Origin of the sequence: Algimonas porphyrae, from assembly GCF_041429795.1 — a bacterium.
Taxonomy (GTDB): domain Bacteria; phylum Pseudomonadota; class Alphaproteobacteria; order Caulobacterales; family Maricaulaceae; genus Litorimonas; species Litorimonas porphyrae.
This window is the reverse complement of record NZ_CP163424.1, coordinates 2,942,712-2,965,948: the sequence shown is the minus strand read 5'-3', so window position 1 is coordinate 2,965,948 and position 23,237 is coordinate 2,942,712. Positions and strand designations below refer to the sequence as shown.

Annotated in this window: 19 protein-coding genes and 1 tRNA gene; 13 read left to right on the top strand and 7 right to left on the bottom strand. The window is 59.7% G+C overall.

Features of this window, described 5'->3' with window-relative positions:
- Positions 1-41 precede the first annotated feature (41 nt).
- Positions 42-2,468, bottom strand: coding sequence for an LPS-assembly protein LptD (locus AB6B39_RS14390; protein WP_284372586.1), 2,427 nt, complete (start codon positions 2,466-2,468; stop codon positions 42-44).
- Between the two features lie 309 nt (positions 2,469-2,777).
- On the opposite strand from AB6B39_RS14390, the gene AB6B39_RS14385 reads away from it, so the two are divergent.
- Both AB6B39_RS14385 and AB6B39_RS14380 read left to right on the top strand, forming a co-directional pair.
- The gene (locus AB6B39_RS14385; protein ID WP_284372587.1) at positions 2,778-4,745 is read left to right on the top strand and encodes a type I secretion system permease/ATPase; all 1,968 of its coding nucleotides are present in this window, start codon (positions 2,778-2,780) and stop codon (positions 4,743-4,745) included.
- Entirely contained in the window at positions 4,742-6,118 is a 1,377-nt protein-coding gene (locus tag AB6B39_RS14380) for an HlyD family type I secretion periplasmic adaptor subunit (RefSeq protein WP_284372588.1), read from the top strand. The genes AB6B39_RS14385 and AB6B39_RS14380 overlap by 4 nt, the downstream gene beginning before the upstream one ends.
- Before the next feature lie 15 nt (positions 6,119-6,133).
- On the opposite strand, the gene AB6B39_RS14375 is transcribed toward AB6B39_RS14380, so the two are convergent.
- Both AB6B39_RS14375 and AB6B39_RS14370 read right to left on the bottom strand, forming a co-directional pair.
- Complete coding sequence (locus AB6B39_RS14375) at positions 6,134-6,865, bottom strand: glutamate--tRNA ligase family protein (protein ID WP_284372589.1); 732 nt, start codon at positions 6,863-6,865, stop codon at positions 6,134-6,136.
- Between the two features lie 8 nt (positions 6,866-6,873).
- A complete protein-coding gene (locus AB6B39_RS14370; RefSeq protein ID WP_284372590.1) occupies positions 6,874-8,382 on the bottom strand; it encodes a helicase HerA-like domain-containing protein in 1,509 nt (502 codons plus the stop codon).
- 68 nt (positions 8,383-8,450) lie between these two features.
- Between AB6B39_RS14370 and AB6B39_RS14365 the strand changes: the two genes are divergently transcribed.
- From AB6B39_RS14365 to AB6B39_RS14350, 4 genes are all read left to right on the top strand, one after another.
- Entirely contained in the window at positions 8,451-9,533 is a 1,083-nt protein-coding gene (locus AB6B39_RS14365; RefSeq protein WP_284372591.1) for an AI-2E family transporter, read from the top strand.
- A gap of 160 nt (positions 9,534-9,693) precedes the next feature.
- Positions 9,694-10,353, top strand: coding sequence for a DUF1223 domain-containing protein (locus AB6B39_RS14360; protein WP_284372592.1), 660 nt, complete (start codon positions 9,694-9,696; stop codon positions 10,351-10,353).
- Between the two features lie 369 nt (positions 10,354-10,722).
- Complete coding sequence (locus AB6B39_RS14355) at positions 10,723-11,061, top strand: DUF2794 domain-containing protein (protein WP_284372593.1); 339 nt, start codon at positions 10,723-10,725, stop codon at positions 11,059-11,061.
- 274 nt (positions 11,062-11,335) lie between these two features.
- On the top strand, positions 11,336-12,148 hold the full coding sequence (locus tag AB6B39_RS14350; RefSeq protein WP_284372594.1) for a hypothetical protein: 813 nt from the start codon (positions 11,336-11,338) through the stop codon (positions 12,146-12,148).
- A gap of 187 nt (positions 12,149-12,335) precedes the next feature.
- On the opposite strand, the gene AB6B39_RS14345 is transcribed toward AB6B39_RS14350, so the two are convergent.
- Positions 12,336-12,411: transfer RNA gene (locus AB6B39_RS14345), tRNA-Thr, on the bottom strand.
- A gap of 73 nt (positions 12,412-12,484) precedes the next feature.
- The gene (locus tag AB6B39_RS14340) at positions 12,485-12,928 is read right to left on the bottom strand and encodes a DUF1761 domain-containing protein (protein WP_284372595.1); all 444 of its coding nucleotides are present in this window, start codon (positions 12,926-12,928) and stop codon (positions 12,485-12,487) included.
- 23 nt (positions 12,929-12,951) lie between these two features.
- On the opposite strand from AB6B39_RS14340, the gene AB6B39_RS14335 reads away from it, so the two are divergent.
- From AB6B39_RS14335 to AB6B39_RS14325, 3 genes are read left to right on the top strand one after another with little or no spacing between them, the layout of a single operon-like run.
- Positions 12,952-13,845 (top strand): type II CAAX prenyl endopeptidase Rce1 family protein, encoded by an 894-nt coding sequence (locus tag AB6B39_RS14335; protein WP_284372596.1) that lies wholly within the window; start codon positions 12,952-12,954, stop codon positions 13,843-13,845.
- A 12-nt stretch (positions 13,846-13,857) separates the two neighbouring features.
- Complete coding sequence (gene metG, locus AB6B39_RS14330) at positions 13,858-15,585, top strand: methionine--tRNA ligase (protein ID WP_284372597.1); 1,728 nt, start codon at positions 13,858-13,860, stop codon at positions 15,583-15,585.
- The gene (locus tag AB6B39_RS14325; protein WP_284372598.1) at positions 15,539-16,072 is read left to right on the top strand and encodes a DUF805 domain-containing protein; all 534 of its coding nucleotides are present in this window, start codon (positions 15,539-15,541) and stop codon (positions 16,070-16,072) included. Before metG ends, AB6B39_RS14325 begins: the two co-directional genes overlap by 47 nt.
- 12 nt (positions 16,073-16,084) lie before the next feature.
- Here the strand turns inward: AB6B39_RS14325 and AB6B39_RS14320 are convergent, their stop codons facing one another.
- Positions 16,085-16,912, bottom strand: a complete 828-nt coding sequence (locus AB6B39_RS14320; protein ID WP_284372599.1) for a hypothetical protein — start codon at positions 16,910-16,912, stop codon at positions 16,085-16,087.
- Between the two features lie 132 nt (positions 16,913-17,044).
- Here AB6B39_RS14320 and hpf point away from each other — a divergent pair, with 132 nt between their 5' ends.
- From hpf to AB6B39_RS14300, 4 genes are all read left to right on the top strand, one after another.
- Positions 17,045-17,614 carry a ribosome hibernation-promoting factor, HPF/YfiA family gene (gene hpf / locus AB6B39_RS14315; protein ID WP_284372600.1) on the top strand — a complete coding sequence of 190 codons (570 nt, stop codon included), beginning with the start codon at positions 17,045-17,047 and terminating at the stop codon, positions 17,612-17,614.
- A gap of 193 nt (positions 17,615-17,807) precedes the next feature.
- Entirely contained in the window at positions 17,808-18,287 is a 480-nt protein-coding gene (locus tag AB6B39_RS14310; RefSeq protein WP_284372601.1) for a PTS sugar transporter subunit IIA, read from the top strand.
- Positions 18,288-18,358: 71 nt separating this feature from the next.
- Positions 18,359-20,515, top strand: a complete 2,157-nt coding sequence (locus tag AB6B39_RS14305; protein ID WP_284372602.1) for an RNA degradosome polyphosphate kinase — start codon at positions 18,359-18,361, stop codon at positions 20,513-20,515.
- Entirely contained in the window at positions 20,475-22,043 is a 1,569-nt protein-coding gene (locus AB6B39_RS14300; RefSeq protein WP_284372603.1) for a Ppx/GppA phosphatase family protein, read from the top strand. Before AB6B39_RS14305 ends, AB6B39_RS14300 begins: the two co-directional genes overlap by 41 nt.
- On the opposite strand, the gene AB6B39_RS14295 is transcribed toward AB6B39_RS14300, so the two are convergent.
- On the bottom strand, positions 22,016-23,212 hold the full coding sequence (locus tag AB6B39_RS14295) for a hypothetical protein (protein ID WP_371398640.1): 1,197 nt from the start codon (positions 23,210-23,212) through the stop codon (positions 22,016-22,018). The two genes, AB6B39_RS14300 and AB6B39_RS14295, sit on opposite strands and share 28 nt — an antisense overlap.
- Positions 23,213-23,237 lie beyond the last annotated feature (25 nt).

The following is a 23,237-nucleotide window of genomic DNA, read 5'->3' as shown; positions in this document are numbered from 1 at the left end:
CCGCCTGAATTGCGTATTGGAAAACGTTTGCTGGAAAATCTTTACTGGGACCCCACCCCACCCAGCGTTGCCAGCGTGATGCGGAAGCCGAATGACGCGTCATTCTGTATCACATCATTGTTGAAGTCCTGCTTGACGAAGAACAGCGACAAGGTGGTGCAATTATCCGTCCATGACAGATTGCCGCCCTGTGACCGGGTCACATTATCATTCAGATCGCGCACCAGATTATAGCCGATCGAAAAATTGCCAAACGGCGTCAGCGTGATGCTGCCGGACACTTCTTCCGGCGGAATGCCTGGAATGGTCGTGATGACTGCTGGAGGCGTGTTGAGTTTGAAGTAGCGACCACTCAGCGTCACATATTTCGATCTGGCCGTCAGGCGCGACTCGACCCGGGACAGCACGCTGCGATCCGGGTCATAGCGCAGACGCGTATCCGAGATCAGCTTGTTGCCGAGATTGATGCCGACATTGGCGACATAGTCGGAATTGGAATTGATCAGACCCGAACCGACAAAGAACGATCCCTGCACGCCGTCCGCAAAACTCTGTCCGCCGAAGACGGAGAATTCGCTAGGCTGGCTCCACATGTCCCACTGCGCCTTGAAACTGGCCCCGACATCGATGCGTCGACCTTCCTGGAAGAAGTCGTAACCATCGGCTTTGTTGGGTTGAAACAGAGAAATCACGTCCAGATCGGCCGAAAACCCGTCCTCATAGAGCAGGGCTCCGTTATTCGGATCGATAAACTGGCCCAGCTTGGCGTCGCCAAAGCTTTCCGTCACCTGAATGCGCGGTTCGATGACAAGATCGACGGATTTTCCGGGACGAATGAACGGGTAGCGAATATCTACACCAACCTGACCAATGGTCCGATCAAATGCGATGTCCGCATCGGTGGCTGTGACGAGGTCATAACGATCGAACCGACCCCAGGCGAAAGGTTTGACCTCCAAGCCGCCCGGCGCAATCCAGGTCTTGGAATAGTCGAGCCCGGCAGAGGCGCGCCCATAGTCATTGCCTGTTTCACGCGTCAGATAGGTGGCATCGCCGCTCAGCCGTAATCGACCGCCAATAACGGGGTCGGTGACGTAATACTCACCCGTGATCTTGGGCGCGATGATCGGCAGTAGCGAATTGTCATCTTCTGAGAGGAAAATCAGTCCGGTCGCAGGATCCCCGAAATAACCGCTGCGGACAGCCTGGAAGCCGGCGGCGAGGACAGACACCCGGAAATTGTCGCCTTGTCCGGCGACGAAAGCCTGATTGGTATTGATCAGCGGCTCTGCGGGGATCAGCCCGTTGGACTTGAACTGCTGCGACAAGCCATAACGACGCAGATAAGTGTCGTCGGATTGCAACATGGCCGTATAGCCATAGCTCCAGATGTCGGACGGCTTGAAATAGCCATCGAGGAAAAAGTGGCTGGATGTTTCCGGTCCAGTCTCGGCTTGTGAGGGAATGATAAACTGTGCTGGATCATCCAGCGGAATGCCGTCCCGGTCGAACAAGGTCCCGTGGGTGACCGATCCGGCGAAATTGATTTCGCCGGTCGCGAACTTGCGTCTGGCCTGTAGTTCCAGCAGCGGATTGACCTTGGTGTATAGATGCGGCGTGATCGTGGCTTCGGTGTAGTCGTCGATTGCCCAATAATAAGGGAGACGCGCCTGAAACCCGCGCGCGCCCGACAAGCCGATGGTCGGCGTCAACAGCCCGGACGCCCGGTCCTGGCTGGGATCGGGGTGGGCGAGGTAGGGGGTATAGAAAATCGGAATGCCGAACAGTTCCAGTACGGCATTATTATAACGGATGGTGCGGGTTTCGCTGTCCTGTTTGACCCGGCGGGCTTTCAGTCGCCAGGTCGGATTTTTGACCTCGCCTTCGGAATTTTCGCACAGTTCGCAGGCCGTGTAGGTCGCGTTGAATAGTTCGACTTCGCCCGCTTCGGAACGGTTGACGAACCGCGCGGAGGTCGTCGCCCCCGTGGCCAGTCGTGCGGTGAAATTGGCAGCCGTTCCGGCTTGCAGTTCGTCAGACAATTCCAGCTTGTCCGCATATTGAATGTCGCCCGTGGCGTCGATCAGAACCACATCGCCCGATGCGAGAACCTGCCCCGTCGTCAGATCGTAATCAACCCGGTTGGCGCGTAGGGTGCGGTCCTGATAACGCCCTTCCACTTCGCCGATCGCCGTCAGCATGCTGGCGGCTTCATCATTGATCAGCTCGTCCGCTTCCAGATAGATCGTGTCGGGGTCGCGAAAAGGGCTGTCGGCGGCCAGCTGTAGCGGGCGGTTCGTGCCGGCGGCGGTCTGCTCCAGACCGACTTGTGCCAATGCCGCGCTGCTACCCAGCAGGGCCGCCGTCAGGCCGACCGCAAGGACAGGAACAGCAGAACGCGACAGGGCACGTCGCGCGCGACGGCCGAGCCCATGCTTGCTCTGAGTATCGATTTCCGGCGATGGCATGATAATAATGGCCGCCCCTGGACGAATAGATGATGATCGACCTGTCAGCCGATTCTCAGTCTGGCCTTATCCGCAGATTGTGAGCGGGTCCAGCATGCGCGCCCATCAATCGGGCCGAAATAGCGCCTCTATCCATTAAATTTCAGACGCAAGCTGTTCAGAATAGGTTCTATATCAGGGCACCGGATAACAGCGGTTGTAATCCGCCATCCTGCCTTGGTCGCTGGTCATCGACTTGCAAGCTGCTGTATGGCAAGTCCATGGACGGGATGCTGCGGGTGCAGATCACGCGGAGAATGGGGTCAATCTATGGGCGCAGCGGCCCGAAAGACGAAGAACGGATCGGGTGATGCCCCGGATCGGACCGGCTTACGCTCGCCCGTCGGCGAAGTGCTGGCCAAGGCCCGCTCGGCTTTCGTTGGGATCGGCATATTTTCCTTTTTCGTCAATCTCCTGATGCTGACTGGCCCGATCTACATGCTGCAGGTCTATGACCGCGTGCTGATGAGCCGGTCCATGGCGACACTGATTTTCATCTCTGTCGCCATGCTGATGCTCTACGCATTTATGGGTCTGTTCGATTTCTGGCGTTCACGCGTGCTTGTCCGAGTCGCCGATGACTTCGAAGGGATCATGAATTCCCGCACCTTTGCGCCTTGGCTGCGGCGCAGTTCGCAAGGCGGAGCAGCAACACGCTCCGCGCCTCTATCCGATATTTCGACGATCCGGCAATTTCTTTCCGGCAATGCGCCCGGTGCCTTTTTCGATTTGCCTTGGGTTCCCGCCTTCATTGCGCTCATCTTCTTTTTGCACTGGACACTCGGCGTTCTGGCTATTGTCGGAACGCTGATCATTCTGATCTCGGCGATCATTTCATCCAAACGCGTGGCCAAGCCGATGGCTGAAAGCCTTAAAATGCGACGGCTGGAGCAGGCTTTTGCAGCCTCTGCGCAGCGCAATGCCGAAGCCGTGCAGGCGATGGGCATGACCGATCATATCCGGGCCCGATGGGCGCAGTTCAATTCAACTGGCTCACGCGAGACGGTCAATGCGGCAGACCGGACGGGCGGCGCGACCGCCTTCACCAAATCCTTTCGCATGTTTTTACAGTCCGCCATGCTGGGCGCTGGCGGGGCTCTGGCAATCCAGCAGATCATTACGCCGGGTGCGATGATTGCCGGCTCGATCATTCTGGGTCGCGCGCTCGCGCCCGTACAGATGGTCGTCGGCCAGTGGCGCAGCGTCGGTCAGTCCAGGGATGCTTATGAGCGTCTGAATGAATTTCATCTGGATGAAACCATCAGCCAGCCTCCGACCCAGCTGCCAGACCCAACTGGACATCTGACCGTGCAGGACGTGACGGCAGGACCGCCCGGCGCGTCCCGTGCGGTGCTCAGCGGGTTGAATTTCGAAGTCCGGCCAGGGCAGGGTCTGGGCGTGATCGGGCCGAGCGCATCCGGCAAATCGACGCTGGCCCGGCTGCTGGTCGGAGTCTGGACTCCGCAGCGGGGGTCAATCCGCATTGACGGGGCGACGTTCGATCAATGGGACCGGACCGTCATCGGACAGAAGATCGGATATCTGCCGCAGACCGTCGAGCTGTTCGACGGAACGATCGCGGAGAACATCGCCCGGTTTGATCCGCACGCGACCGACGAAGACGTCATTGCAGCCGCCCAGTGGGCGGGCGTGCATGAACTGATCCTGAAACTGCCCGACGGCTACGATTCTCTGATCGGGCCGGGTCAGACCGTCCTGTCTGGTGGTCAGACGCAACGGATCGGTCTGGCACGGGCGCTGTTCGGCACCCCAAAATTGATCGTGCTGGACGAACCCAATGCAAGCCTGGATCAGGAGGGGGATCAAGCGCTGACGCGGGCGATAGCCAAAGCGCGCGAAGACGGTGCCGCCGTCATCGTCATGGCGCACCGCCCGTCGGCGATCGCGGCTGTCGATTTGATCCTGTCATTGCGTGACGGCCAGCAGGAAGCGTTCGGCCTCAAAGAGGATGTAATGGCCCAGATGCGGGAACGGGTCGAGGCTGCAAAGGCTAGTGTCGTCCGTAAGAAGGGGGCGGGCAGAACAGCCGCGACTGATAAAACGGGAGATGCGTCCAAGCCTGCGCCTGACAGCAAGGTTGCACCTAAAACCAAAGCCCGGTCTGGAACCAAAACGCCGTCAGGGGTCAAACCTGTACCAATGCCCCGGTCTGCCGGTCCCGTCTCCGGTGCTGTTCCAATGACCCTTAAGCGACCCGGTCAGGGAGAGACGTTGTGAACGCGCCTTTGCCTGCCGAACTGGGCGCGGCCCTGGCGTCCGCCATGGCGTCGGCCTCCACTTCTGCGCCGACCGCGCCGCCGCAGCCAAGCTATCAGCGCTATTTGCGTATCGGCTATATCGGTGTGGGCCTGCTGGTCGTCGGTCTGTTCGGCTGGGCGGCTCTAGCGTCGATCAAGGGCGCCGTCGTCGCGCCGGGTTTCGTCGCTGTGGACGGCAAGCCAGCGGTGATCCAGCATCTGGACGGCGGTGTCGTCGGGGAAATCTATGTCCGGGACGGGGCGAAAGTCGCGACGGGCGATCCGCTGATTCGTCTGGACCCGACGGAAATCGATGCCAGTCGCGAGATCATCGAAGTTCAGTTCAACGAAACCCGCGCACGCGTCGAACGGCTGAAGGCCGAACGGGACGGCTTGCGGACCATTCTATTTCCTCAGGACTTGCTCGGTGCGGCGGCATCCCAGCCGCGTGTCGCGCGGGCCATCAACGGGCAGCGTGACCTGTTTGCGGCCCGCCGCGCGGCCAGCGACGGGCAGCGCGCACAATTGCGCCAGCGCATCGATCAGTCCGAAAGTCAGATTACCGGCTTGTCCGCCCTCATCCAGGCTACGCAGGACCAGCTTGAAAAAGTCCTCGAAGAGCGAGACGACAAGCAGACCATTCTCGACAAGGGCTTTATCGGTCGGCCTGCCGTTCTGGCGCTTGAACGCGAAGCCCTGCGATTGCAGGGCGATATTCAGTCGCGTCAATCCGAAGTCGACCGCCTGCGATCCCAGATCACCGAGACCCGCGCCCAGATTGATCAGCTGTCGCGCGACCGGCAGTCGGAAGTCCTGACCGAGCTGCGCCAGGCAGAGACGGAGGCCTCGGGATTCCGCGAACAGCTCATCGCCGCTTCGGCCCAATCCGACCGCATTATCATCACCTCTCCTGTCAATGGTGTCGTCCACGATCTGGCGATCACGACGACAGGCGGTGTGGTGCAGCAGGGGGCCGATCTGATGCAGATCATCCCGTCTGACGCCGCGCTTATAATCCTGACGCAGGTTCAACCCGCCGATATCGATCAGGTCTATCCCGGGCAGCCGGCGACCTTGCGCCTGTCGGCTTTTAATGCGCGCTCGACGCCGGAACTGAACGGCTTCGTCGCGCGCGTGTCGCCGGACCGTCTGGTCGATCCGACAACAGGCTTTCCTTATTACGAAGTCGAAGTCGACCTCCTGCCTGATGAGCTGAACCGGTTGCCCGACAATTTGACCTTGCTGCCTGGCATGCCTGCCGAAGCTTTCATGCAGACGGAGTCGCGCAGTGTGCTGGAATATCTGCTGAAACCCGCCACAGACGCCATGCGGCGCGCGGGTCGGGAAGAGTAGAGCGCAAGCGTGCGCTTAGCCGGTTCCGGCTTGCTCCCGCGCCATGCTCAGAACATCTTCAGAGCTTAGCCCCTGTTCGCGCAGGGCGTGAATGGTCATCGATCCGCGTCGCTTGCTCATCTTCTTCTCGCCCGTTTCCATAACCAGACCGTGATGATGATAGCGCGGCACAGGCCAGCCCATCAGCGTCTGAATCAGCACATGCACACGGGTCTTCTCGAACAAATCCTGACCGCGCGTGACATCTGTGACTCCCTGCATCCAGTCATCATGAGTGACGGCGATATGATAACTCGTCCCGATATCCCGCCGCACGACTGTCTTGTCCTCCAACTTGGTGAGATCGATTGTGACGACCCGCTCTCTTTCCATAAAGGTCAGGCGGTCCGTCCCGATCGCCTTGATCGCTGCCGGGGTCGAGAGTTTGATCGCCGGGGGGAGGTCCCGGTTTTCCTGACCGGTCCGGGTCGTGAAATCCTCATAGAGAAGGCCGCGACCCGCCAACGTGTCGATCACCGCACCGTAGTCGGACAGGTGTCGGCTTTGCACTCGGACAGGCTCCGGCCAGTCAAAGCCAAGCCAGCGCAAATCCTCATTAATTGCAGCGTAGAATTCAGGCCGTGCGCGTGTCAGGTCGATATCTTCGATCCGGAGAAGACACGGCCCACGCCCGAAGGCTTCAGCCGCGGCAAAAGCATGGCCGAGATGCAGGTAGCCGGTTGGCGAGGGGGCAAAGCGTGTTAGCATTGGCGTGACTATCGCCGCATCATTCCGCCCAATATGCCGCGAACTGCGTTGCGCATGGCGCGGCGCATGATCAGGCGGCCTTCGCGTTTCAGCTCCTTGACGATGACATTGTCCTTCTTGCGGGTCGTGCGTCGTCTGGTGGGGGCCTTGGTTTTGGCCTTCTCGCGCTCTGCTCGCTTGGCTTCGGCAGCCTCTTGCTTGGCGCGGGCTTCGGCTCTGGATTCCAGCGTCTCATAGGCGCTTTCGCGATCGATGGCCGTGTCGTACTTCGCGCCAACGGGACTATCATTCTGTACGGCCTTGCGTTCGGCCTGCGTTGCGGGGCCCAGCCGGGATGACGGGGGCCGGATCATGGTGCGCCCGACAATAGCCGGCGCACCGCGTTCATCCAGCAGACTGACCAAGGCCTCGCCGACACCTAAATCGGTGATGACGTCTTCTGTGTCGAAAGCCGGGTTTTCACGGAAGCTGCTGGCGGCGGCGCGCACGGCGCGCTGTTCCTTCGGCGTATAGGCCCGCAGCGCATGCTGGATGCGGTTGCCGAGCTGACCCAGCACGCTGTCAGGAATATCCATCGGGTTCTGGGTCACGAAATAGACGCCGACCCCCTTGGACCGGATCAGGCGGGCGACCTGCTCGATCTTCTGAATCAGCGGCTTGGGTGCGTCGTCGAACAGCAGGTGCGCTTCATCAAAGAAGAAGATCATTTTCGGCTTATCGGGATTGCCGACTTCGGGCAGTTCTTCAAACAGTTCGGATAATAACCAGAGCAGGAACGTCCCGTAGAGAGTCGGACTATTGATCAATTCGTCCGCCGCCAGAATATTGACCTTTCCCCTCTTTTTTCCATTGGGACCGTCTGCGTCGATCCGCATGAAGTCTTCGAGTTCCAATGCCGGCTCACCAAAAAACTCTTCCGCGCCAGCCCGTTCCAGCGTCAGCAGATCGCGACGGATCGCGGCGACGCTCTGCCCCGTCACATTCCCATATTCGCGGCTGACCTCAGCCCGGTTCTCCGCCAGATGGTTCAGCAGTGCATTCAGATCCTTGAGGTCCAGCAGTAACATGCCGTTATCATCGGCATATTCGAATGCGATCGTCATGATCCCTTCCTGCGTTTCCGTGAGCCCCATCAGGCGTGACAGAAGCACGGGTCCCATTTCGGAAATGGTCGTGCGCACGGGATGGCCCTTTTTACCGTAAAGGTCCCAGAAGATGGTCGGGAACGCGGTATAGCCATAATTATCCAGACCGATCTTCTCGGCCCGTTTGATCAGCTTGTCGTGCAGCTTGTGGCTTTCCGATCCGGCCTGGGACAGACCGGACAGGTCGCCTTTTACGTCGGCGGCAAAGACCGGGACGCCGTGACTGGAAAACCCTTCTGTCAGGATTTGCAAGGTGACGGTTTTGCCCGTTCCGGTCGCGCCGGCGATCAGCCCGTGACGATTGGCCTTGTCCAGGCGGAGTTCCTGCCGGACACCGTCCGTATCCGTGCCGATGAAAATCGTCTCGCTCATAGCTTCGTCTCCCTGACCGACAAAAACCGTTATGAGGGTGACGTACCGAATGCAATAAGGGGCAGGCTATGCAAACCGATACTACCATCCGATCCTCTCTCCTCGTTCTCGCTACGGTCGCCGTCTTCTGGACCTTGTTCGTAACGCGGGACCTGGTCGCACCGTTCGCGCTTGCGGTGTTTTTCTGGCTGGCGATTGATGCGCTTGCCCGCTCGATCGACGGAATTTCGAAGCGAATTCCCTACTGGTTCGCCCTGACGATTGCGGCCATCATTACGGTAGGCGCTCTCGTCGGACTGATTGTCGTGATCGCCGATACGGTTGGATCCGTGGTGGACGAAGCGCCGCGCTATCAGGCCCGTATCAATGAGATTTTTGGCTGGATCGGACGCATGACAGGTCAAGATGTGTCCTACTCTGCGCTCAATGCGCGGTTCGGTATCACGGCGTTGCTGCAGGGGGCGCTGGCCGGTTTCGCCGCCACCATTCAGGCGGTCCTGTCCGACTTCATGCTGATCGCGATTTACGTCGTCTTCCTGTTCGTGGCGCAGGCGGGCTTCCCGGCCAAGATGGACAATCTCTTTCCGGATGAGATCCGTCGGGCCCGGGCGCAGCGAATCGGATCATCCATCCGCCATTCGATCGAAGATTATATCTCGGTTCAGACCATCATCAGTCTGATCCAGACGGTGATTTCCTACATCGCCATGGTTGTGCTGGGGCTCGACAATGCGCTGTTCTGGGCTCTCGTCATCTTCATCCTGAACTATATTCCGATCGTCGGTGGCTTTGCTGCCGTCGTCATGCCGGTCCTGTTCGGTCTGGTGCAGTTCGACAGTCTGGCCAAGGTCGCCATTCTGGGCGGGGTTCTTTTCGGTGCGCAATTTGTCGTCGCCAATACGCTGCAGCCCAAAATGATGGGCGATAGCATGAATATGAGCCCGCTGGTCGTCGTCCTGTCGCTGACGCTCTGGGGCGCGCTCTGGGGCGGTGTCGGAGCGTTTCTCTCCGCGCCGATGACCGTCGTGCTGATGATCATTCTGGCGCAATTCACGACGACCCGCTGGATCGCCGTGCTGCTGTCGGCGGACGGTGATCCCGACATGGATGGCGACGGCAAGCCGGATATCGCGCCCATGCCATCGCTCTGACGGGGCCTATTGCGATTATGCATGACAGGTCTGGCGCTGCGGGTCCGATGCCCCGGGTCGCCAGCCCGGCATGAGCGCGTTATGTTATAAGGGCAAACCTCACCGCAACGTGATGCGGTCGTTCATGGCAGGTTCGGTCTGGTCTCGCTAGTCGATGTTCATGAGATCCACTTGCCTGTCTATTGCCGTGCTGAGTGCACTGGCTGCGCCTGCGCTGGCCACGACCTCGCAACCTTCCGCCGTTGTCGAGCTGTTCACGTCGCAGGGCTGTTCATCCTGTCCGCCCGCCAATGCCTTCGTTACGGAACTGGACCAGAGTCACACGGACGTGCTCGCCCTATCTTACGGCGTGACCTATTGGGATTATCTGGGCTGGAAGGATACGTTCGGTCATCCGGATTTCACCAAACGCCAGAAAGCCTATGACGCAGCGCTCGATTCGGGGGTTTACACACCCATGCTCGTCGTTGCTGGACGCCATCATGGCCCTCGCCTGACTGAGGCGACTGCAATCGGAACGTCCATCCCAGCGAGCCTGAAACTCGCCGCCCATGCTGGCATGCACTGTATTGAGGGCGACCTTCCTGTGGGGAGCAAGCTCGCCCTGGTCGAGTACAGGCCCGGTACGAAGACGGTTTCTGTTAAAAGCGGTGAAAATCATGGTCGGACGCTCACCCTGACCAATGTCGTGACTGCAGTGCGGTACAAGGACTGGTCTGGTGAGCCGATTTGCGGCCTGCAGCCGGAACAGGCTCTGGCCGTACTGGCCCATGACTCGCAGACTAGCGCGATCATCGGCGCAGCTCGCTACGAACCTTGAAAACATCCTGCGCGACGGTCGGATTCAAACCGCAGGAACGGACCGACCACCATGTGGGAGATGGTCGGCCCGCCACCCGTTCACTTTGATGGCGTGCGGATTCGTGCAGGCTCAGGGCAGAAAGATCGGGGTGTCGAGACAATGTTCACGCATCCGGCCCGGGGGCTGGGGGGCTGATAAAAACCAGGCTGGTGTCGCTCCCATTGTCTCGACATCTCCGCTATCCGGCGCAACCTTGCCGACACCGTGACCGACTGGCGGCGACAATGGGGCGAAGCCTGCCTTGTTTGCGCCGCAATCGGACCGCCCTCATTTCGACCGGCGTGCCTCATAGCTCGACACGGCTGACGGTCTTGCTATGACAGGGGCATGACACGCATCGTGCGGATCGGAAACGGCTATAAGCAACCCAGCCAGGTGAGCTTCGACCGGCGTGAGCTTTCCCTCATTCTCAATGTTTATGGGCAGATGGTCGCCAAGGGCGACTGGAAGGATTATGCAATCGGTTTCGGGGCCGACAAATGCGTCTTTTCGGTCTTTCGCCAAGCGTCCGAACATGCGCTCTACCGGATCGAGAAAATTCCAGCCTTGCGCAATCGCCAGGGACAATTCAGCGTCGTCGCCCCGGGCGGCCTCATCCTCAAACGCGGTCACGACCTGGCTCAGGTCCTGCGCGTCTTCGACAAGGCACGTTTCAGGGCCGTCTAGGCAGGGGCCTTATTAAGGCCCGACAACACGCATATCAGGGATCTCTGACGGATCCAGACAGCCACCACGCAGTTAATGGCGATCTCTATCTTGTCGTCCCTATCGGCTTTGGCCGGCCCTTCGAATCGTGTCATTGGATGAAGGGTGAATGTGATCCGTCCTACGGGACTGTGGGGTTTTAGAGAGTATGACTACGCCAAAAAAACCATCTCTGATCTGCGCGGCGATGTCAGTTCTGCTCAGCGCGTGTGCGGCGCCGTCAGAGGATGACGGGATGGCTGCTGCCGATCTTATCGGGGCCTATTGCGTGCCGAACAGTACCGACCGACTTGCCCTGCGCGCCGTGGATGGATCCGTTGATCGCGATCCGCAGCCAGACCTCGTGATCGAGACGTCAGAGGCGCGCGCGCCGGCTCTGACCGCCTATAGTTATTTCGGCAGTGTCGAAGCACCGCCTCGGGACTTTGTGATGGGGATCATGCCAATGGAGGAGCAGAGCGGTCTGGAGGATGTTCTGGTCTTTCGGAATGGCGACGATGTCTGGCTGACCTATCAGGACATGCGCTTTCACCCTTGTCAGGATGCTGCGGAACCGGACGTTCTGATCACGGTCGTTGAACCGATCTGGACATTATCGAAGGAAAAGCCGGATTCTGAGCAGGATCTCGATGCTGCGAGCTGTACGCTGCAAGAATCCAATCCGAAAGCTTTCGGAATTGAAGTGAGTTTCTACACATTGGATGCAGCGCCGCCCGTCAATTATCCGACCGTGCGCCTGGTCAAGGGCCTCGGGGCTCCAGGGCCGATGGCGGTCAGTGAAGAGGCCGAGACAGCGACATGGAGCTTTGCTCCGGGCGAGAAGCTGACGACGCTCATGACGCATGACTATGTGGAGGGACAGGATGCCTTCTATCTTGCTTTCGAGGATACACAGCCCGTTCTTGCTGCGCTCGCCAAAGCGGACCGACTATCCATCACTCATGATAGCCTCGGTCTGATCGAGTATGATGTGAGCGGTTTCGCCAAAGCCTATGCCGACATGGCCGTCACCTGCGACTTCTCTACGATCGGCGTGCTAGACGACTGAACCCGGAACCGACACTGCGTGCGGACTGACCTATGAACAGGGATTAACACTCAGGCGTCGGACAAAAAGCCGACTGTGAGTGATGCCTCATCGCTAAGCCACTCCCTCATCTGTTGGGTCGAGAGCGTTACTTGCGCGATGCAACGATGGCGATGAGTCAACATGCTGTTGAAATTATTCAGGAAAATGGTGCCCCCACACGGACTCGAACCGCGGACCCCCTGATTACAAATCAGGTGCTCTACCAGCTGAGCTATAGGGGCGAACCAGTAGGACGCGCCCTTTAGAGCGCGTCCTCAGTTCAGGCAAGGCCTGGCGTCAGCGTTTTTTCACGCCTTAGGCGTCGACGCGGTCGCGGCCCCGGAAGGCGCTATAGATCGCGGCCATGATCAGATAACCGATCAGCAGGTGGCCAAGATCGATCAGATAGCCCGTCAGACCATAGCCCGTATAGACGCAGGCATAGGCGATGATGGGCGCGACAATCGTCACGACCAGCCAGAAGGCATATTTCAGGCTGGCGGGCAGGCGTTTGGCACCAGCCAGATGCAGGACCATCAGCACGCCGATGGCCTGACCCAATGTGATCAGCAAGGCAAAGACTAGCCACACGGCCATCCCCATCTCATCAAGCATGGCCTGCATCGAGGCTTCGGTCATGCCTTCGGCGGCCATCCAAGCCGGACCGAATATCGGGCCATACCAGAGCCAGCCAAACAGGAAAAAGGCCACGGTCGCCAATATGACGGCCAGCCAGGATGTATTGAAAATCTTCGGCATTTTACTCCCCATTGTTGTTACCGATGGGACGTCATTATCACAGCTGCGACAATCTGTCGAAAGGCACGCTTGTCGGGGCTGGCCGGTCGCTATACCGCGAGGGGATGATCCCGATCGCTGATACCGTCCGCTATGTGCTGTTCCCGCACTATATCAGTCGCCGAACGGTCATGGATGGGGCATCTGCCGGCCACCTCCTGGTTTTGCTGTTCATTACGATCTGTCTGGGGATTGTCGTCAGCGGCCTTGTCGGTGGCGTCATAACGATCATCATGGGCGAAATTCCTGAGAATGTGAACGGAACGCTGGCTGAAACCGACGCCCGGCGGCTGATCATTCTTGGCGTGCTGATCGCTCCACTGATGGAGGAGCTGATCTTCCGGAGCTGGCTTGGCTTTCCGCGGTCGAGTGTCCTGGGTTTTCCGGCCATGATCTGCGTGCTTGTCCTGTTGGCGATGTGGGGGCTGGGGACAGGCGCCGCCCTGTTCCTGCCCGTGGCCATGGGACTGGGGCTTCTGATCTTTCTGCTGGTGCAGCGCTACGGACGGTTGAGTGCTGCGGAACAGGCCGTCGCCCGGCACCGCCTGTTTCCCGTGGCGTTCTGGGGTACCATCCTGACATTCGGCGTCATTCATCTGAGCAATTATGAAGGTGGCATGGCCGGGGCTCTGGCCAATCCCATCCTGTTCCTGGCAATCGTGCCGCAGATTATTGCCGGGGCGGTTCTGGGTTATGTGCGCATGCGTTTCGGGCTGATGCAGGCCATTTTCTTTCACATGGTCTATAATGCAGTGCTGATCAGCCTTGCGCTTCTGGCGGTCAATCAGACCCCACCCGCTGAAGCGTTTCTGTTGATGTCGGAAAACCAGGCCTTCAGCCGTGTCCCTCTCTTGCAGACGGCAGGCCCTCTGCCCTAGAGGCACGGCGATATGACCTCGCCAAACACAGCATCCAGCAAGCGCATCCTAATCACCTCTGCGCTGCCCTATATCAACGGGGTGAAGCATCTCGGCAATCTAGCCGGGTCGATGCTGCCGGCCGACCTCTACGCGCGGGTGATGCGCCTGCTCGGTCATGAGGTGCTCTATATCTGTGCGACGGACGAACACGGCACGCCTGCCGAGCTGGCGGCGGCTGATGCCGGGCTCAGCGTCGAAGCCTATTGCGATGCCATGTATGCAGCGCAAAAGGCCGCCGGGGAGGCGTTCGATCTGTCCTATGACTGGTTTGGTCGATCATCGGGAGAGGCGACGGCCAGGTTGACGCAGCATTTCTCCAGCGTACTGGAGAAGAACGGCCTGATCGAGGCGCGCATATCCAAGCAGGTCTATTCCAACGCCGATGGGCGCTATCTTCCCGACCGCTATGTAGAAGGCATCTGCCCGAATTGCGGTTTCGAGGCCGCGCGTGGCGATCAGTGTGATAATTGCGGCAAGTTGCTGGATCCGGTCGACCTGATCGATCCTTATAGTGCGGTGTCCGGGTCCAAGGACGTGGAAATCCGCGAAACTGAACATCTCTATCTCAAACAGTCGGCGATGAGCGACCGTTTGCGCGACTGGGTCGAGGGGCAGAATAGCTGGCCCGCACTGGCCAGCTCGATCGCGCTGAAATGGCTGGATGAAGGCTTGCGGGACCGCTCGATCACGCGGGATCTGGATTGGGGGATTCCGGTCGTGGATGCGGACGGCAATCCGCGGGACGGGTTTGACGGTAAGGTCTATTATGTCTGGTTCGATGCGCCCATCGCCTATATCGGCGCGACGCAGGACTGGGCAGCGGGCAATGGCGGCGACTGGGAACGCTGGTGGCGGACCGACGCGGGCGCTGACGATGTCGAATATGTTCAGTTCATGGGCAAGGACAATGTCGCCTTTCATACGCTGTCCTTCCCGACGACGCTGATGGGGTCGGGAGAGCCGTGGAAACTGGTCGATACGCTGAAAGCCTTTAACTGGGTGACTTGGTATGGCGGCAAGTTTTCGACATCTAACAAGCGCGGCGTCTTCATGGATCAGGCCATCGATCTGGCGCCGTCTGATACGTGGCGCTGGCACTTGATGGCAAACGCGCCGGAAAGCTCGGATGCGGCGTTTACCTGGGAAGAGTTTCAGGCAAGTGTGAATAGTGATCTGGCGAATGTGCTCGGTAATTTCGTCAACCGGATCACTAAATATGCGGCTTCGAAATTTGACGGCCAAGTCCCGACGGGTGGTGTTTCAGGGGGACATGAAGACTGGATCATGGACGAAATCGGTCTGAAACTGCCGCAAATGATCGATCATTTCGAAGCCCGTGATTTTCGCAAGGCGCTGGGGGAAATGCGGGCGATCTGGGCTCTCGGCAATGAATATCTGACGCGTGCCGCACCGTGGACTCATTACAAGACGGATGTCGATCAGGCCGCCGTGGGTGTGCGCATGGGCCTCAATCTCGCAGCTCTGTTCGGCATTATCGCGCAGCCTGTCATCCCGCGGACGGCGAGCAGCATACTGGATGCCATGGGTGTTCCAGGCGATCGCCGCAGCTGGAACTTCGACGGATGGGCGAACGGCCTGCCGGTCGGTCATGCCGTCTCTGCTCCGGACATGTTGTTCGCCAAGATCGAAGATGACGATATTGCTGACTGGGCTGCGCGGTTCGGGGGCGACGCCTGATGACCACAAGCTTCGCATCATGATCCCGGCCAACATCGCCCTGCACGAATGGATCCGGCGTGCCTTTATTTTCAAGGGGCGCTCGACACGGTCGCATTATTGGTGGCCGTTCCTGCTGAGTTTCTGTGTTCAGCTCATCCTTATGCTGCTGATCATCAGCACGATGGGGGCGGACAATGTCAATGCGCTTCTTGCCTGGGCGAGCTCGCAGCCGACGGATTTTTCCGGGCTTGAGATCGCGCCGCTAAGCTCACCGGCCAAGTTCTTTCTGGTCTTTCTGGCCGTCTTTTCCTTGCTGACCTTTGTCCCGAACATTTCCCTGTCCTGGCGACGGTACCAGGACATGGGTCTGCCCGGCGCGATCCACCTTGTCTTTCTTTTTACCGGGCCGTTTCTGCAGTTCATCTGGCTGATGGAACTGGTCTGGTTCGCCTTTCCCGGAACGCGCGGACCCAATCGTTACGGACCAGACCGAGTCAGGCGTTAGGCCGACTGGGCGTCAGGTTGATCGGGATTCATAAACCGGCTTCGCGCCATGCGGTTTCCAAAGGGCGGAGGCCATCAGCAAGAGAATTCCGATCAGCGCAACGATACCTATGATCGGAGTGTCCGTTTCGGCAATCAAATGCCGCGCAGCCAGCCAGCCGAGCCCCCAGATCGCGGGAACGACATAGATCTTGTTGCACTGTGCTGCCCGGCAGACCCAGACGATAAGACCGAGTGCGGCGGCGAGGATCAGCAGGCTCGACGTCAGGCTCGCTTCGCCGCCGGCAAACAGATCATAGGTGATCGGCGTCCAGTTCAGGAAGATCGCCAGGCTGCACCAGCCTGCAATGAGGCTGATCGGCACCCATGTGAATAATCGCTCCAGGCCGCTGAGCGTATCGGCGCGGCGGGTGAACTTGATGGTCGCGATGTTGAGGGCGGCCACGGCGGGAATAAAGATCAGCGCCGTGCCCCACTGGACGGCAGCGTCCGGCGCATAGGCCGTGATCAGGGCCCAGCCACAGACGCACGCAAAGCCCGCCGCCGTCCACCAGCCTACGGCACGAAACAGCGCGCGTGTGCGGTGTTTCGGCAGCGCCTGAATGATGCCGTACCCGATGCAGCCGACAAAAATCGGAAACCAGATCGAGAAGGCCGGACCGAGCGGCACCAGCAGATTGTCGCTCATGTCGGAAAACTCGCTCGCTGTACGCGCGCTGTCGCTGATGAAGCCGATGGAGGAGAGGATCCACATGGCGGGCGCCAGGACGAGATTGAGACTCTGGCGCAGATAGTCGCGCGCAGTGGATTTGGCGGGGTTGGGAGAGCGTAAATCGGTCATGATCTCCTTACGCATGACGGCGCGGAAAGTGGCATTTTTGTTAACTTATGTTGGCTGTCACATTTCAAAGCCCTTCCACAGGGGATGCTCGGCGTGCTACGTCTGTGATCCCGAAGACCAAGAAAGGCTGTTATGCAAATCCAGATCGTTTCCAAAGGCATTGATGTTTCAAAAGCGCTGGAAGAGCGCATATCGGACCGGCTCGAAGAGATGATCGACAAGTATATCCACCGTGACGGGGACGCGCAGGTTGCCGTCGCCCGCGACGGTTCGGGTTTCAAGACAACGGTCTCTGTCCATCTGCCGAGCGGCGCGACGTTTGAAGGCGAAGGGCGCGCGCAGGAAGCCTATCCCGCCTCGGATGAAGCTCTGGAGCATGTCGAAAAACGGCTGCGCCGCTATAAACGGCGGCTCAAGGATCACAGTCAGAAAGCCAAGGCCAAGGAAGCGGCCATGTTCGTACTGAGCAATCCGGTCACCCCAGATGATGCGGATGACGCGCCGGTGCAGGATGAGCCCATGGTCATTGCGGAGCGCACCAGCAGCATTCGAACCCTGACACCGGGAATGGCCGCGCTCGAAGTCGGCCTCGCCGATTCGGGTTTCGTTCTGTTCAACAATTCGCGCCATGGCGGGCTCAACGTCGTCTACAAGCGCGCCGACGGCCATATTGGCTGGATTGATCCGAAAAACGACGATTGAGCTTGTTCACAGCACTGTTTCGCACGGGCGGTCGCCATGCCACTCGCCCTTGTGAACAGCGATTGGAGCGTCTATGTGGCGCGGCGTTGCGAGACGGTAGCCCCGGATCGAAACGCCAAGGCCCTGTGATCCGGGCCTGCAACCCTCGACGGCCTCCAGGCCGATCTTACGGATCCGACCCTAGAGTGATGTTATGACCGACCGCGCCCTGTTCAGCGCCGACACGATGATTTGCGATCTCGTCGCGACCAGTCCGAAACAGATGTTTCGCGACATTGCGCGGCGTCTGATCGATGCGCGTGACCTGTCCAGTGCAGGCGTTGCCTGTCGCGATATCGTGGCTGCTGCAATTGAGCGCGAACGTCTGGGTTCCACCGGAGTCGGTAATGGCGTTGCCTTGCCGCATGCGCGGATCGAAGGCCTGGACCAGGTTGTGGCCGCGTTCGCCCGTCTGGCGGAACCGATTGAGTTTGATGCCGTCGACGGTCGTCCGGTCGATCTGGTCTGTTTTCTGCTGGCTCCGGCTGATTGCGGCGGGGCGCATTTGCGCGCACTGGCCCGTGTGTCGCGCTTGCTACGCCGTCAGGAATTACGTCAACGCCTGCGCGCAGCGCCCGGACCCGAAGCCCTGTTCGCGATCCTGTCCGACGATACGGCCAGCGCCGCCGCCTAGTCATAAAAACGTCGCCGCATTCGGCGCTCACCTGTCTGGACGTCGGCGGGTCTGGCGGGCATAGGCAGCGCATGCCGACCGCCAGCCATCAACGCTATTTCAACCGGGAACTCTCCTGGCTGCAATTCAATCACCGTGTCATGGAAGAGGCCCGCAACAAACGTGTGCCGCTGCTCGAACGGTTGCGCTTTCTGTCCATCTCGGCGTCCAATCTGGATGAATTCTACATGGTTCGTGTGGCGGGTCTTCGGACCCAGATGCTGGCGGGCATGAATGCGCCCAGCTTTGACGGGCTGACTCCGGAGCGCCAGCTCGACAAGATCGCCAAACGCGTCGATGATCTGATCACGGCACAGGAAAAGTGCTGGGTGTCTATCCGGTCGGAACTGGCAACGCGGAAGATTTCCGTTCTTACTGTGTCCGATCTGGATGATCAGGCCCTGTCTGAATTGCAAACGCGTTTCGACGCGCAGATCCTGCCACTGCTGTCGCCCTTATCAGTCGATCCCGCGCACCCTTTTCCGTTTTTGTCAAACCTGTCGCTGGGATTGGTCGCTTCGCTCGCCCACAAAACGGAAGCGGACGAGCAGGCCTTTGCCTTGGTGCCGATCCCGTCGCACCTGCCACGCTTTCTGCAGCTATCGGCCGGTACCAAGAAGCGCGAATATCTGCAGATCGAGGATGTCATCGCCTATTTTCTGCCAAGCCTGTTTCCGGACTTCGACATGCGCAATCACGGCCTGTTCCGGATCACGCGCGACAGCGACATTGCAATCGACGAAGAAGCGGAAGATCTGGTCCGGCATTTCGAGTTTCTACTCAAAGAACGCCGTCGAGGTCGAGTGATCCGACTGGAATTGAACGAAGGGATCGAGACCGAACTGCGTGATTTCCTGGTCGAGAATTTCGAATGTTGGGACGAAGACATTCAAGAAGCGAAATTCCTCGGCATGGTCGATCTGAAAGGCCTGATCGACAATGGCCGCAACGATCTGCTGTTCCCGCCTTTTCAGGCACGGTTTCCTGAACGGATTCGCGACTATGACGGGGATCACTTCGCAGCCATCGCTGCCAAGGACATACTGGTGCATCACCCGTATGAAGAATTCGATGTCGTTATCCAGTTCCTGCGCCAGGCGGCGCGCGATCCGGATGTCGTTGTCATCAAGCAGACGCTCTACCGCACTTCTGACGACAGCCCGATCGTTCGCGCCCTGATCGATGCAGCCGAATCCGGCAAGAGCGTGACTGCGCTGGTCGAGTTGCAGGCCCGGTTTGATGAAGCGTCTAATCTGCGATTTGCGCGGGATCTGGAACGGGCAGGGGTGCAGGTCGTCTATGGATTGTTGGGCTTCAAGACCCACGCGAAGGTCTCGCTCGTTATCCGGCGCGAAGGGGAACGGCTGCAGACCTACACCCATTTGGGTACGGGCAATTATCACGCGCTGAATGCCAAGATCTATACCGACCTGGCGCTCTTCACGGCAGACCCGGTGATCGGTGCTGATGTCGGCAAACTGTTCAATTTCGTAACCAGTTCCTCGCGTCCGCGCGATCTCGCCAAACTGTCACTTGCCCCGCACGGTCTTCGCGACCGGCTCTTTGAGCAGATCGATGCGGAAATCGACAATGCAAAGGCGGGGCGACCTTCAGGGATCTGGGCGAAGCTCAACGCGTTGGTCGATAAAGGCGTGATCGACAAGCTTTATGAAGCCAGTCAGGCGGGCGTGCCGATCGAACTGGTCGTGCGCGGCATTTGCTGTCTGCGTCCAGGCGTAAAGGGCCTGTCGGAAACGATCCGGGTCAAATCCATTGTCGGACGGTTTCTGGAACATTCACGGGTCGTGGCGTTTGGCAATGGTCACGCATTGCCGTCGCAAAACGCCAAGCTCTTCATGAGTTCGGCGGACTGGATGCCCCGCAATCTCGACCGCCGGATCGAAACGCTGGTCCCGATCGAAAGCGCGACCGTCCATGATCAGGTGCTGGATCAGATCATGGTCGCCAATCTGATGGATAATGAAAATAGCTGGGATCTGCAGCCCAACGGGAAATATGCGCGCCGCAAGGCCAGCGAAGATGAAGAGCCGTTTTCGGCCCATAAGTATTTCATGGACAATCCGTCCCTGTCCGGGCGCGGACATGCGCTGAAAACATCCCGTCCAAAGGACTTGCCGGATCCGCCCCGTGTCCCGGTCAAATCCGTCGATCCATCTGCCGGTGACTGAGGATGATCAGCTGACGGATCCATTCAACGTTCCCGCGACCGGCCCCGAGAAAGCCGGAGTGCTCGACATCGGATCGAACTCGATCCGGTTCGTGGTTTTCGACATTTACGGCTCGCATTTTACGCCAGTTTATAATGAAAAGGTCCTGGCGGGGCTCGGGCGCGATCTCAAGGCGACGGGGCGTCTGTCGGATGACGGCAAACGGCTCGCTCTGGCCAGCCTGTCGCGCTTTCAGGCGATCGCCGAAGCGCGCGGGTTGAGCCGAATTCTCGTCGCCGCGACGGCGGCCATGCGCGAAGCCAGCGACGCGCAGGATTTCATCGAGGATATACGCGTGCAAACGGGTCTTGAGGTGGTTCCCGTCTCCGGAGAGGAGGAAGCGCGCCTGTCCGCGCTTGGCCTTCTGGCCGGCGACCCCGGTGCAACGGGGCTCGCGGCCGATCTTGGCGGGGCGTCGCTGGAATTGATCCGCCTGCAGGACCGGGCGCCGGGTCAGCGACGCTCCCTTCCGCTGGGCCCGTTTGACATGGTTGGCCCCAATCTGCGGGATGCCGATTACGCGTCGCTGATCCCGCATATCGATGCCGCGCTGGCAGAATTGCCTCCCATTCTGTCCCGAACCGACACGCTCTATCTGATTGGCGGAGCCTGGCGAAACCTGGCGGCCATTCACATGACGCGCTCACTCTATCCGCTCAAGACGATGCAGAACTATGCGCTGGATACGCTCGATGCGGCGCTGCTGGCGCGCTGGGCCTATAATGAAGGACGCGACGCCCTGTTCGACTGGCCGGGTCTGCGTGCCCGCCGGTCCGAAACTCTGCCCTATTCCGGCCTGTTGCTGGAACGGCTGATCCGGGTGCTGAAACCGCGCCGGATCGAAGTGTCGCTAACCGGATTGCGCGAAGGGCTTGTCTTCGATCATCTGCCCCAATCTGTGCAAGCGCGCGATGCCCTGCTGGATGGGTGCCGCGATTTTGCGTCGGGCTCGCTGCAGTCGGAACTGTTCGGCCCGCCCCTGATGCATTTCGTCGAATCCATCGCCGATGCTTTACCCGTGGCCTTTGATGCCGGAATAGACAGACGGCTGCGTCAGGCAGCCTGCCTGCTTGCTGGCCTTGGTAAGAATCTGCACCCCGATTATCGCGCCGAACTGGTCTTCGAAGATGTGCTTTATGCGCCCATTTCGGGTCTGTCCCACCCGCAGCGTGTATGGCTGGCGCTGACCCTGTTCCGCTCAGTCTCACGCAATCGCAAACCGCCCAATATGGAGGCTGTCGATCGCCTGCTGGATGACGCGCAGATCAAGGCGGCCTGTGCGCTCGGCTCGGCAATCCGTCTGGCCATTGTCGCGACGGGACGAACGCCGGATCTGGTCGGTGCTTTGCATTTGTCGCATGCGGATGGCTGCCTCCATCTGGAAAGCGACGTTCCGGAACTGCTGACCGAGCAGGTTCAGTTTCGCCTGCAGAAGCTCGCCGATCGGCTCGGCTTCGCCTATCAGTCCGGGTCGTCTTCCGACTGTTGAGTGGGTATCTGAGTGGGCGTCTGGCTTGGTGGTGCTGCAGGTGGCAGCTTAGATGCCGGGCCCATCGTCGAGGCCGAACCCATTTGCGACGCCTGACCAATGCCGGAGCCGCGCAGCAGTGCGGGCTGGGACGATTCCGGACCGGCCTTTTCAGCTCCAGGCGGCGGCAGACCATCCGCGCCTTGGACCTCATCCGTTTCTGATTCAGGCTTCAGGATTTCAGACTTGATGGTTTCGGGTTTTGCGGCTTCGACCCGCCAGACCCGCCCCCGCCTTGGTTCGGCTATGAACAGACCGCGCACATCCGTCACCATCGTGCCGACGCCGCCATTCAGTCCGCTCAGAATATCCCGTCCCGGTTCGCTCAGCCCTTCAAAGGACGCCCGCGCTTCGCTGACGCGGTCAGTTAAGCCCATCAGCGCCTGTCCCGTTGCCGGATCGAGCCAGAGATGGGTCGCGGACGAAGCGACGGGAGTCGCACTGCGCAGGCGACTGCCCGCAAAGGTTCGACCGTCCCGCTGCAGGATGACCCAGCTCAGCCGGTCATGGCCAAGCGCGTCCCTCTCCGCTTCATCGCTCGGGTGTGCCTGACGCGAAAAGGACAGGATCCGGCCTGGCGCGCTCTCCACGGCGTCGGCCCGCCCTGTCAACGCATCGACATCGATCAGGCTGGCCGTTCCGTCCCGGCGGTTCAGACCCATGCGGATCATGCCGGAGGTCAGTGCGACGAGCGGCACCGGATCCTCCGATATGTCGGCATTCGCGAAGGGAGCAAGCAGGACAGGCGTGCCGCCATCCGGATCGATACGCCAGACACCGCCGCGATCGGACACGAACAGCGTCTCGTCGATTATGGCCAGTCCGCCGGGGCCGTCAAAACGATGCGGCAAGGGCTGCATCAGGTCCGCGCGGCCATTCATGTCGCGGTCGATGACACGCAGGATCCGCCCGCCGCTCCGGTCCGCCAGATAAAGCGTGCCGTCATCTCCGCGAACCATGTCGGCGATCTGCCCGGCGCGCTGCGCGAACAGGGTCGCACTCAGACCGTCTGCAGCGACCACCTGATCGCCTGTTCCGCCCGTTTGCAGGCGAGGGATTTGCGAGGCGCTGGTCGTGGTCATCAGAGTGATGACGGCAAGCGATATGAAAAAGGCGCGAATCACGGTCATCTCATTTCAGACTATCGGCCTGCCC